Origin of the sequence: Mesorhizobium sp. LSJC280B00 (assembly GCF_000502835.1) — a bacterium.
GTDB lineage: Bacteria > Pseudomonadota > Alphaproteobacteria > Rhizobiales > Rhizobiaceae > Mesorhizobium.
Genome location: NZ_AYVL01000061.1, coordinates 1 through 11,532 on the forward strand (window position 1 = coordinate 1; position 11,532 = coordinate 11,532).

General features: G+C 57.5%; 9 protein-coding genes and 3 pseudogenes. 5 read left to right on the forward strand and 7 right to left on the reverse strand.

Features of this window, described 5'->3' with window-relative positions:
- Window positions 1-166: pseudogene (locus X773_RS75890) on the forward strand (integrase core domain-containing protein); the annotation flags it as partial.
- A 132-nt stretch (window positions 167-298) separates the two neighbouring features.
- Here the strand turns inward: X773_RS75890 and X773_RS72360 are convergent.
- Window positions 299-1,174: a TIGR01459 family HAD-type hydrolase gene (locus tag X773_RS72360; RefSeq protein ID WP_023680689.1), complete on the reverse strand. Its 876-nt coding sequence runs from the start codon at window positions 1,172-1,174 to the stop codon at window positions 299-301.
- A 354-nt stretch (window positions 1,175-1,528) separates the two neighbouring features.
- The gene (alr, locus tag X773_RS75895) at window positions 1,529-2,695 is read right to left on the reverse strand and encodes an alanine racemase (RefSeq protein ID WP_084641878.1); all 1,167 of its coding nucleotides are present in this window, start codon (window positions 2,693-2,695) and stop codon (window positions 1,529-1,531) included.
- A 311-nt stretch (window positions 2,696-3,006) separates the two neighbouring features.
- Between alr and X773_RS72375 the strand changes: the two genes are divergently transcribed.
- Both X773_RS72375 and X773_RS72380 read left to right on the forward strand, forming a co-directional pair.
- Entirely contained in the window at window positions 3,007-4,143 is a 1,137-nt protein-coding gene (locus X773_RS72375; RefSeq protein ID WP_023680693.1) for a hypothetical protein, read from the forward strand.
- Between the two features lie 223 nt (window positions 4,144-4,366).
- Window positions 4,367-5,176 (forward strand): IclR family transcriptional regulator, encoded by an 810-nt coding sequence (locus X773_RS72380; RefSeq protein ID WP_023680694.1) that lies wholly within the window; start codon window positions 4,367-4,369, stop codon window positions 5,174-5,176.
- Between the two features lie 485 nt (window positions 5,177-5,661).
- On the opposite strand, the gene X773_RS79455 is transcribed toward X773_RS72380, so the two are convergent.
- Complete coding sequence (locus X773_RS79455) at window positions 5,662-5,979, reverse strand: hypothetical protein (RefSeq protein ID WP_348625960.1); 318 nt, start codon at window positions 5,977-5,979, stop codon at window positions 5,662-5,664.
- A 155-nt stretch (window positions 5,980-6,134) separates the two neighbouring features.
- On the opposite strand from X773_RS79455, the pseudogene X773_RS72390 reads away from it, so the two are divergent.
- A pseudogene (locus tag X773_RS72390) lies at window positions 6,135-6,392 on the forward strand (transposase); the annotation flags it as partial.
- A gap of 419 nt (window positions 6,393-6,811) precedes the next feature.
- On the opposite strand, the gene X773_RS75915 reads toward X773_RS72390, so the two are convergent.
- Genes X773_RS75915 through X773_RS72405 form a run of 4 tightly spaced genes read right to left on the reverse strand, consistent with a single transcriptional unit; the run spans window position 6,812 to window position 10,881 of the window.
- Window positions 6,812-7,198, reverse strand: a complete 387-nt coding sequence (locus X773_RS75915) for an MIT C-terminal domain-containing protein (RefSeq protein WP_084641876.1) — start codon at window positions 7,196-7,198, stop codon at window positions 6,812-6,814.
- 34 nt (window positions 7,199-7,232) lie between these two features.
- Complete coding sequence (locus tag X773_RS72395; RefSeq protein WP_023680698.1) at window positions 7,233-9,182, reverse strand: DUF3732 domain-containing protein; 1,950 nt, start codon at window positions 9,180-9,182, stop codon at window positions 7,233-7,235.
- Window positions 9,182-9,709, reverse strand: coding sequence for a three component ABC system middle component (locus X773_RS72400; protein ID WP_023680699.1), 528 nt, complete (start codon window positions 9,707-9,709; stop codon window positions 9,182-9,184). Before X773_RS72400 ends, X773_RS72395 begins: the two co-directional genes overlap by 1 nt.
- Before the next feature lie 5 nt (window positions 9,710-9,714).
- A complete protein-coding gene (locus X773_RS72405) occupies window positions 9,715-10,881 on the reverse strand; it encodes an ABC-three component system protein (protein ID WP_031213317.1) in 1,167 nt (388 codons plus the stop codon).
- A gap of 353 nt (window positions 10,882-11,234) precedes the next feature.
- Here X773_RS72405 and X773_RS77875 point away from each other — a divergent pair.
- Window positions 11,235-11,532: pseudogene (locus X773_RS77875) on the forward strand (hypothetical protein); the annotation flags it as partial.

Sequence of the window (11,532 nt, forward strand, 5' to 3'; positions counted from 1 at the left end):
ACGGCCGCCTGCGCGACGAACTGCTGAACGACACGTGTTCACCTCGCTCGCACAGACCCGCGCGTCCCTGGCCCTGTGGCGCGCCGACTACAACAGCACACGGCCTCATTCGCAGATCGGATGGCAAACGCCCAACGAGTTTGCACAGACCTTTAATCCGCGACGGGCGGTGGTCTTCGGGAAATGGTTCGTATCGGCTTAAGCAACCAAATCCTAGGTGCGCCACATCCGCCAACCACCACCGTGGATTTTTCAGGCTAACTTGCTAAGGGTGGTTGTTCCCGACACCTTTCCTCTCCTACCACCTAAATAGGGAAGCAGCGAACGTGGGAACGACTGGCTTTCCCGCAATGAACTGTTGGAGCAGCGCACTGGGGAATTTGTCTACTTTGAAGTGATCAGCAGCGTCCTTATGTATGCCGCTGGCGATGAAGAGCACGTCCATGCCCTCGTTTCGACCACCCGCAACGTCGGTCCGTAGCGAATCACCGACTGCGAGCACTTCATGTCTTTCGTAGCCGAGGAGGTCGAGGGCGAGTTGGTAAGCCGATGAATACGGCTTTCCATGGTAGAAAACCTCCCCTCCCAGCGCTTCGTACTGCTCGGCGACCGCTCCCGCACAAGCAACAAGTTGATCGCCAACTAAAACGACCAGATCGGGATTCGCGCAGACCATTGGAATTTTGCGCAAAGCACATTCCTTCAACAATGCCGCAACTTCATCTGGCGGCTGAGTGCTCTCGCCGGTTGTCAAAATAAAGTCGGCGTCCCGAGGTGAAAAGACCTCGAACCGATCTAACCCCCGGAGCAATCCCGACAGCTCAGATGGTCCGATGTGAAAGTAGCGAGCTGCTAGTGCTCTATGCCAATTGTCTGCAGCGTTCCCCAGTGCCTTGTAAACCAGCTCTCCGGACGTGACGATATAGTTATATTGTGATGGCTCTATACCCATAGACTCCAAATGTTGAGCAACTTGGTAGGCACGACGGGGGGAGTTGGAGAGAAGACAGATATCACGCTGCCCATTTCGCAGAGCAGTCATGGCAGCGATCGCGTGAGGAAAGGCAACTTTCCCGTCGTGCAATACGCCCCATACATCCAGAACGACGGAACGATACTTTTGTACGACCGCCGCAATGCCTTCAATTATGATTGGCGCTTGCACATTATTCATTGACCTTCATTCCTTTTCACGCCTTCCTGCAGCTCCTTAGACAGCCAAACGTCAGCGTTGCGGCCGCGCTGGAGCCCGGTTACTGACACGCGGGGATGAACGCTGGCATGGCCATTGCCATCGAGGCCGCAACAATCACCCCTGGCCTGTTGGGCGATGGCTATGTCTTGGCCCATCTACAAAGAGATGAATTGCCAGGAACGCCGCTGCAACAGACTGCGCCAAAACAAAATAGTCCAAACGTCAAGAGGCAGAACGCTGGCGAACGGTGCTCCACGCGACTGCAGAGATCATGACAAAAAGAAGCCCCCTTACTAAAACTATATTGAAGCAATGCAGTCGGGCCTCTTCACTCTAGCCACGGATGGCGCGCGGATCGGGGCCATGGCCCGCATTAGTAAAATTGCCCCGGCATCCCCCAGATGCAGAAGAACTATTGAGATACCGCCTCGCGCAACCGACACCAAGCCGCGTGAGCAGTTCTTGTGGATGAATTCCAGCGGTCGCGGCAAGGTCATCGACGGTGAAATCGTCACCCAGCAGTTCCGCATTCGTACCCGGACCACAAAGCGTTTCAGGAACATCCGTTACATCGATTGTTATGTATTCCATGGACACCCTTCCGACTAATGGAGCAGAATATCCAGCAAACCGGGCGGATATCTTGTTGGCGCAGGCCCATGGAAGGCCATGCTTGTAGCCGATCCCGACGATCGCAATGCGGCTGGCTCGGCCCGTTCGAAAAGTCGCACCGTAGCCTACTGCCTCACCCCTTGCTACATTGCGCGCCTCGAGTGTTTTTGCCCTGACGCTGACAACGGGCTTTAAAGGATTTGGCCGGATGCCGGCATTGTTAAGTCCGTAAAGTGCCGAGCCCACCCGCACCATATCGAAGTGATAGCGCTCCCCTAGCCACACACCGGCGGAGGCCGCGAGACTGAGAAGTGTCGGTTTAAGCAGATCTGACGTCGCCCGAAAGCGGTTCCTTTGTAGCAAATTCATTGCGTCCCCAGCGCGTTCGCTGCATGCGAGGTGGCTGAGTACGACCGAAGGCGGACGCCGCTTGAAGACGCCACCAAGATACGTGCGCCGTACGTCATCGAAAGCGAGGCCAAGGCGAGAGAGCCCAGTCTCCACGTTGAGGAAGTATGTTTGCGGCTCCCGTGCGCCGCGAATGGCATCCAGTTCGACACAATTGTTCACAACTGGTATAAGGCCGTTCGATCGATAGTGTTCGCTATACCTCGCAAACTCATCGCAAAAAACCGCAACTGCCGCGCCCATGTGGGAAGATCTCAGAAGCAACGCTTCGTGCAGATTGCCGACGAAGAGCAGATCACATCCGGCGTCAATGAGTGCGCCTGCAACCTTAACCAAGCCAAGCCCGTAGGCGTCGCTTTTGACGACAGCGGCTACTCTTACCTGTGGCCCAACGAGAGCCGATATACTCTGAAAGTTCGCCTGAATTGCGCTGAGATCGATTTCGAGTACAACATCGGCAGGTCGTACCGAGGTCAACATGTCTTGCTCTCCACCGTCCTCGGCTCGCCCTTCGAAGCACCCATCGAAAAGCTCAGTCGCACTCCATACGCTCGCCAAACGTCAGCAAGTATCAGCTTCAATAATGATATATACCTATAATAATAACGAAAATGATATATACCTATAATAACAACGAAACCGCCAGAAGTCTAGTAGAGAAGGTATAACATAATGTAAAGTTACATTGCACAATTGTTTCACACATGCAACATAAACTTAACGAAACTTCCCTTTCATCCTTGCAAATATCACGTTACAACCCTCTTCGGCAACGAAGGCGGAGATCTGCAGTGAATGGCCGGGTAAAGATCCTGATTGTTGGGCATGGCGTACTTGGTGGGGCCGTTCTTGATTTTCTCTGCCAAAGTGGCAGACCCTACGATCTGCACGTTGGAGTACGAGATCTGCAGCGGGCCTCCTTGAGGGTCAACCTCGCAAAGTACACTGCCGTCAACCTCGGGCTCTCTCCGGCCATTGAGATAGTTCCGCTGGATTTGATGAATACAGAGGCGACAGCAGAGCGCCTAGCGGCCCTCCGTCCTGATATAATTTTTAATGCCACGACTTTGCATTCTTGGTGGCGGATAACGCAATTGCCGACCGATGCCTATCAGCAGTTCGATCGAGCACGCGGCGGCGTATGGACGCCTATGCATCTAGTGCTCGTACGACGCCTCATGAGGGCTGTGCGGCAAGCTGGTGTGGAGAGCATCGTTGTGAACGCATCCTACCCTGACGTGACGAATGCCGCGCTTGCGGCCGAGGGTCTCTCGCCGACAATTGGGATCGGCAACATCGCAAATGCCGTGCCGGGCATCAGGTTGGCAGCAGCACATCTTCTGGGTTGCGAACTGAACGCGGTGGATGTGCAGTTTTTTGCCCAACATTATGTGAGTTATCGTATGCCGAGCACCGGCTTCACGGACGGCGCGCCCTATCACCTGACCATATATCGGAACGGCCAGGAAGTTCATCCACAGGAACTGGGGCACAATGAAATCTTCGCGAACGTAGCCGGACGTTTTCGCCGAGTGAAAGGTCTTGCAGGCCAATCCGTCACCGCTTCGTCAGCGATAGCGATCCTACGTGCGTTTGCCGATCAGTTGGAACGCGTAGTTCACGCGCCGGGACCACTAGGCCTCGTGGGAGGCTATCCCGTTAGGATTGCTCCAACTGGTATTTCGATCGAACTGCCCCGAGGCTTGTCATTGGACGATGCGGTGGAGATCAATTCGCAATGCCAGAAGTACGATGGGATTGAGGCGGTCGAAAGCGACGGTACCGTGCGCTTCACGGGAGAATCGGCAGGAATCCTGCGTGATCTGCTCGGCTATGATTGCGAAGCAATGGCGCTGGATGAGTGCGAAAAACGCGCAGATGAGTTGGCAGCCAAATACGCCGAATATTGCGACCGCCTTCAATCATAGGCGCCACGCGCGCCGCCTGACTACATTAATTGCGGCCTGGCCTGCCAATGTACAGCTGTTTGTTCCATCTGAGCCCTCTCAACCTCCCGGCCCTCGATAAGTTGTCTGCCACCGCAAGCGTCTCGCCTGATTGCAAAGAACAGCCTGCCTCCGGCAGAACTTGGCACACCGTTTTTTCCACTGAGTACCCCCAGTCGCTTTTGCAACCTCGAAGGGTACTATCGTGAGAAGGCAAATCAATAAGATTGAAACAGAAGAAGTAAAGGGCGCACAGCTTCTCGACCGCTCAGTGGCTCTTCTAAAATATCTTGCCGAGGTGGGGGACGAAGGGGCGCGCGTGCACGAAATGGCGAAAACTTTCGGCCTCACCATGTCAACAACGCATCGGATCGTTAGAGCGCTTGAGCGGCATTTACTACTTGAGAGGGATCCCTCAACGAGGCGTTACCGCTTGGGTGTGTTGTTATACACGCTCGGCGTCAAGGCCGTTGAAAGCACAACCTTACGTCGTTGCTGCCGCCCCGCGCTATTCCGGCTGGCAGCCAAAACGGGGAATTCTGTCTCTCTGGTGGCGCGAAGCGGCTTCCATAGTGTGTGCTTAGACTGGCAAGAGGGGACCGACCCCATTGACAGCGTTGCCCGTCACATATGGAATCAGGTGCCGCTGGGGGTCGGTTCAGCAAGTCTTGCAATTCTGGCTTTTTTGCCGCCTGAAGAAGCCAATGGAATTATAAGCGCCGACGCTCACCTCTACCACGCTTTCAACGGCCTAAGTGCAGAGAAGATCCGGCACCAACTGCCGGGCATCCGGAACCTGGGGTATGCTCTAGATCAGGGCCATCTCGTAACTGGAATTTCCTCGCTAGCGTTGCCGATCCTACCGCCTGGCAGGGATGTCGTTGGGGCTTTGGCTATCAAGGCGACAACTGCACAGATGCCACGAGAGCGAATTCCGAAGCTCCTGAGGTGGATGAGGCGCGAGATTCACACCATTCAGCAAATTGTGATTTCTGCCCGTCCCAAGGAGCAGTAGCAACGAATGGTGCGATATCATTCACACAGCCGAAGCTTGCCGGTCGCGGCATGAGCGACAAGCCTTGGCAAGTCCGTTCTTTCATGCAGGCCGCGCACAACCAGTCAGTACTGTCGAGGATGCGATCACGCGCTGGCGCGCGCCGATGGAGAGCCTGGTCGAACTTGCCGATCGGCACAAGGCATTCAACGTCGTCGACCCATGCTGCGCCACCTGCGTCTGGGCCCGGACGAGGGCAGCGACAACATCGTCGCGCTCCACACACTTGCGGCAGGGGNTGTGGGCGTCGTGCAGGACAAGGTCCTCGAGGTGGACGAGCTCGCCCTCGAGCCAGAGCGCCGCGGCCGCGTCAGCAAAATGCTGGCGCTCAACAAAACCGTCGCGGACCGGCGAACGGGCCAGGCGCTCGTCGAGCCGCGCCAAAACTCAGTGGCTGTCGCTTTTACTTCCCGATTTCAATCGCCCGAACGTCATATGCCGGTTAGTCACTGAGCGCCCGATTTGCCGAACGGATTGCACAACCGAAAAGCCGCACCCGGCACGTCGCACTCCGACGAAACATGGTCGGCGGCACGTCGTCTCGCCCGCCAGCTCGACAGGGTCCTTAACAGTTCGGGGCCCTTCCTCGCGATCTCCTCGGGGCTGAACAGGCCGGGTATCCGGCGGGCGACCGTGAGATAGGACGGAGCGGCCAAGCCGGCCTCCTCGCTGCGAGCGCGGATCTCGGCGACGACGGGAGCGAGGGGCGGAGCCTCCAGCACGAGCCACTGTCTTTGCAGTGATCGCCTCGATGCCTTGATCAAGGCGGCTTCTCGCGGCTGCCATCCAGCTGAGGCCGCAGCGATGTCACGGTCCGATTGACTGCCGCGCGTATGATCGATCTGGCAGACATCGAGCAGGCGCGCTGCATGGATATATCCTGGCCGCGGTTTGAGCCGATGGAGATGCTTCGAGTTGGCGAATCGTCCACCGGCCCACCGACGTCAATTTGGTCGAGGTCGTCGAGGGCGGCGGAACCTTCGTTGGTCGAGCGTACCTGACGATCATCACCGACGTGGCGACGCGCTGCATTTTTGGCTTCTGCCTTACTCTTGAGAAGCCGTCGGCGCTGTCGGTCGCGCTTTGCCTCGCCCAGGCCATGAGCCCGAAGGAGGCCTGGCTCACCGCCCGGGACATTGAGCATGGGTGGCCGATGTTCGGTCGACCGCGGATGCTTGCCGGCGTTTTTAGCACAAAATAGCCAAAGAACCGCCGCGCCTGTCGCGGGCGAATTATGTCCGGTAAGCTTGCCTTGCCGGACGTACCGGCAAAAACGCGAAAAATCCGTTCGGGTCCTCGCCCACCATCCTTCAGCAGAGATCCACCTATTACGACACTCCCGAACAGGATCTGTCCAAGCGCCCGCCTGTCGCTTCGCATTCGGCAATCGGGAAATGAACGGATGCAAACCGTCTAGGCCGGCGATGACGCGGCGGCCGGATCGTTCACACGCGAGGAATAGGAGCGACCGGTTGCTGGCGATATACCGATGCCCGACGATCCGCAGATCCGAGACCTGCTTGCTGGGGCTGGCCCAAAGCTCGCGTCCTTGTTCGAGGTTCAAGCTCAAAGGGCGCTTACGCTCTAGCCAACCGATCAAAACCTGGGAACGCCTACCTGCTTTCCGCAGGGGGACCTACGCTGATCCAACGCTTTGCGTAGGTACGTCACCTCGAAGGCTTTGACTTGGCGGTAAGCCTGCAACCGATTGGCTAAGCTAAAAGCATTGTTCATCTCGAACTTCTGAAAGATGTCGAGGCCGCGATCAAGGCTGATCTTCCAGCCCGTGTCGCTGGTGATATGGCGAGCGTGGATGGTGTTTGTCCTATCGATTTCCCAGGTAAACTTGATCCCTGCCGCCGCGCCGGCGGTCTCAACGGCGATCAGATTGGACTGCTGCTTTTCGGGATAAGTATCGTCGGCACCGGTAATGAGGTGGACGGTGACGTGGCGTTTGCGTTCGTCGGAAGGTACGCCCGAAATGTGTCACGGGCGACTACGCCACGGCAGTGCCGTCTCACAGCCAATCGACCGGCACCAGCTTGATGTCGTCACGCCATTCCTCAGTCAGGGTCACTCCTGTGAGTCCGCCCCAAACATCCGTCGCGGCGTGGTCAAGAACAATAGCCTGCAACCGGCCTTCCGAGCGCATGACTTCCTTCGCGATCGCGTCGAAGACGGACCGCACGGCGGCGATGTCGTTGTCGCGGCCACGCCCTGTGGCACTTTCGTCACCTGCTGCAAAGCCGCGCGGGAAATAAACCTGGCTGGGCTGGTCGTAGACTAGCAGTCCCGGAACCGGATGGTGACCGACGAGGAAGAAGCGGTGAAGGGCCAGTGTGACCGCGATGTGATAGGCTAGCCAGTTCGCGCCGCTGCCAATCTCCCATAGGTAGTCGGACCGATCCGGATGGATGACCTTAATGGTCAGATCGTCCAGCAGGAGCAGGATCGGCGCCTCGGGCCATTCCGCGTCGAGCAAGGGCAGAATGGTGGACGCCATGTTCTGGATGATCTGCAGGGCATTTTGCGTTTTGCGCTCGACTTCGCGCTCGGAATAGACTTTTCGAAGCTCGTTGACCCGCTCTCGCAGACGATCCAATTCGATCGTCAGGTCCGAACCTTCCTGCGTGCGGTCGAGCGAAACGAGCGCCTGCTGCAAGCCGCCGACGAAACGCTCGAGCCTGTCCTGTTGGAAAAGCGCCCCCTGCACTTCCTTTGATTTTTGTTCGAGCAGGGTGATTTCCTGGCGGACAGCCGTCAATGTCGCTGTGGCGTCTTCCACCTCCTTTCGCAGACGCAAACGTTCCTTGTCGAAAGTGTGCGATAGACTCGGCTGCGAGCGCATCTCGATTTCAATACCCGCTAGCGCCTGTGTCAGAGTATCGAGCTTGGTTCGACCGACGGAGCCCATGGCAACCAGAGGATCGCCTGAATCGCTTACGCGCTTGCGCAACCATTCTGAGATGTTCAGGCGATCCCGCTGAATGAGGATCGCGTCGCCGTAGGAGTTACTGCTGTCTAGCAGGCGCTGCAATTCGTTATAGGCTTGGCGTTTTTCCGTCAGATCGGCGGATGCCTGGCTTTCCAGCTGGCGAAGTTCCTGCAAGCGTGCCAGTGTGCCGTCGATCGACTCGACGGTAGTGAACGACTGCCGGGTATCGGCTTCGGCGGCTTGGCGGAGGAGATCGACGACGTCCGGCCATTCGCTAGGCATCGGGGTGGCTGCCGGCAACAGGCCGAATTCCAGCGCCTGACGCAGCAAAGCCTGGGTCTCCACCTGCCAGGCGTTCACCGCTTTTTTCGCCGCCTCGAGTGCTGCTTCCTTTCGGCGGGCCTCACGCTGGAGCCGGTCGATCTCCCACTTCGCCAGAAGCATTTCCGGTGTGAGGGCTCCCAGCACGTACGGGAAAATCGCCTTGAGCTTTTCACGATGCTCGCTCGTATCCGCATTGAAAAACAGCACCATCGGATTGGCGACGATATATTGGGGCTGGAATGTGAAAGCGAGCAGATCCCTGAAGCTTACGCGTGACTGGAACCCGGAATCGGCATTCGGGTCGAGCCCGAGTTGGGATAGACCGGCGAGCGAGTCGAGTTTTCGCTTAACGGCATCCGCAGTGATATTTTTTTCGGGTGCCTGCATCGGCACTTCAAGCGCTGCTCCCTCGGCTAGATACATATCGCCAGTCTGGCGAGCATCGCCCGGCTCCCGCCTTGCTAGAAGCTTCTGTCCCTCTAACGTCTCTATCAGAAGGCCGAACCAGGCGCAGGCTGTCCGGATCGTTCCCACAGGAATGCTGCATTTTCCCGATCCCAGGCAGTAGTCAATGATGGGAATGACGGCGGATTTGCCGGTTTTGGACGATCCGCTGATGACGTTCACCATACCCGGATGGAATTCAACGATCCGCGGTTCGCCTCCGCTTTTTGGCCACAGGATGAGCTTGCGAATTTGAAAATGCATTAGACAGTTACCTGTAGAAGTTGGAACACCTGTGCTTGGGGCAGCCTTGCACACCACCGCCCCAACTTGTCGGCGTTCGCGACGTGAAATTTCAGCCGCTCGGGCGGCCGGGGAACGTCGACATCGTTAGCCCGCACGAAGCCCGTCGCGTAGTCAACGTGAAGAAGCCGGGAAGCAATCCCGGTCCCGATCGATTGGAGGGTCAGCTCGCGCATGCGCAAGGTCCTGTCATGGACCGCCATGAGACGCTCTCGCTGTTCGCTCAACTTTGCGACAAATTTACTGAGACCCGAAGGCAGGTTCGTCGATCTGAGGTCGGCGAGTGTGCGGGCGTGGAGGATGAGCGGCAGCACCAGGAAGAAAGTCGGCATGGGCAGAAGTTCATCGATCTTTTCAGCCTGGAAGCCTCGTCCGAAGCTCCACAGTAGATGAACACCAAAGGCAGGATTTTGCACCAAGGCGATAGGATTCGCCGTGTCGGAGGGCGAAGGCTGCGGTAACGCGCCTTCGATTTTGCCATCGGTCATTTCGGTCACTCGGGTGGAAACAATGTGAGATACTCGGGATGCCACCCGACACGGCGGGTTTGCGCGAGACAGTTGAAGGCGCCGGCAATGAAATAGGAGGGGAGGGTCTGGCCTTCCAACGGCATGCCTGTGTTGGAGCACTCGCGGTAGACCCGGCGGCCTCGATCCGGCACGGCAAGCACCGGTTGGGTGTCGTCAGCTTCATCGCAAACCAGCAAATGCCGGCGGACGAGTTGCTCATCCAGCTCGGAAAAGCTGTCGGCGTAGACGGCGCCGTCGTCTGCCCACTTGACCTTGTCGGCCGTGGTTCTCATGTAGTCGCTGACTGCAGTCACGAGCATGATGTTGCTTGCTTCGATCGCGTTCAGCTGGCGAACGAACAGGGGCGCGCCCAGGAGCGTCCTGTCGATTGCCTGTGGCTCTGGCGCATCGATGCTGGGTGTCAGGACATTCGAGAAGTTGTGCTTTCGCACGAAGGCCCAAAAGCGCTTTCGAAACGCGGTAGCCTCGATTGCAGATGTCTGTCCCTGGCGGATCAGCTCGTCCATGTCGTCGACCGCCAGCCCGATGGCTGCTGCGCAAAAATCGTCGATCGCATCCACGGGAAGAACCTTCAAGCGATCACGGATGGCGGCGACCGGATCGGCTTCCGCATGAAACGAGCAATGTTGGATAATGGCGCAGCATACAGCGCCCCCAGCCTTGAGGAAGCGGGCGAGATGTGGCTCACACCCCGTTCCCGTTTCACATTCTTCGAAGAGCTCCTTAATTTTTTTGAGGACTTTTTCCGCCTCGGCGGGACTGTCGGCCTTGCTGATCGCGGTGAGCAGCGCACCGGCTTTCGTGTCTGAGACATAATACCGAAACTCAGACGTACTGGGATCGATGTTTGAATCAAGGCAGGTGTCGGCCCAGTTCCCGAAGGTCTTCCAGAGCTCTTCCGATTTGTTGCTTGCCGGGTTCTTTCCGCTCAGCGTGCTTTTGGCTTGTTCGAAGAGCGCCGTTCCGTCAGGACGATGGACGCCGACATCGTCGATATGTTCGAGGGAGACGGCGATACCGTCGGCCACGCTCAGGAGGTAATAGCAGAGCCGCACCTGCTGAAGCGAAAAGCCGAGATACTGTGCCGGAGCAGAGCTTTTTGCGGCTCTGGGAAGTGTCGGAATAGGCATTCAGTTATATCGCCCGCTACAGATGATGTGCCATTTACAACGAATGGTATTAATTGATTTTATATTTCGCGCAAACGCTTTTGTCTAAATTTACGTGGCCTGATGCGGCTCGCGTTTTCGCTTGAAGTGGGCGATGGCAGCCAAACGCCACGCCTACGCCATCACGCGATTCGCATGCGATTATGTTCGACCAAGTTGCCGCCACTTCGTGGAATGGATGATCCCGACATGGACGCTGTCGTGGCGCACCGCGGTCGGGTTATTCTGGCGGCATCGGCCGCGAGGGATCGCCTGCTTTGCCGATTTCCTGGGAGTCCCCAGATTGGTCCGTGCGCAAGTGTCGGGTGTCGATCTTGCCGGTCAGCTCGAGGCCTTCGCGCAACCGGCAAGAAGACCAGGTCCAGATCTTTCGTAGGTCAGCGGCCAGAGGCCAGCGCTGGGCGAAGCCAGGTTCGTTCATCGCCGGCGACGCCGATCAGGACGAACTTATCAATTTCTGCTCCCGATGCGGCTTCGATCTGCGCCTGGCGCCGAAAGCTCTCGTCAAGGCCTCACAGAGGCTGCTCGAAAGATGCATCGACGATATCTGCAAGGTGGAGCTGACCATAGTTTCACGCCTGTTGCGCGCACCGGCCCTGGCCGATAGCACTT

Excerpts from the sequence above, each read along its gene's own strand:
- X773_RS72400 (WP_023680699.1), bottom strand. The coding sequence starts at position 9,709 with ATGACCGATGGCAAAATCGAAGGCGCGTTACCGCAGCCTTCGCCCTCC.
- X773_RS72395 (WP_023680698.1), bottom strand. The coding sequence starts at position 9,182 with ATGCATTTTCAAATTCGCAAGCTCATCCTGTGGCCAAAAAGCGGAGGC.
- alr (WP_084641878.1), bottom strand. The coding sequence starts at position 2,695 with ATGTTGACCTCGGTACGACCTGCCGATGTTGTACTCGAAATCGATCTC.
- X773_RS72360 (WP_023680689.1), bottom strand. The coding sequence starts at position 1,174 with ATGAATAATGTGCAAGCGCCAATCATAATTGAAGGCATTGCGGCGGTC.
- X773_RS72405 (WP_031213317.1), bottom strand. The coding sequence starts at position 10,881 with ATGCCTATTCCGACACTTCCCAGAGCCGCAAAAAGCTCTGCTCCGGCA.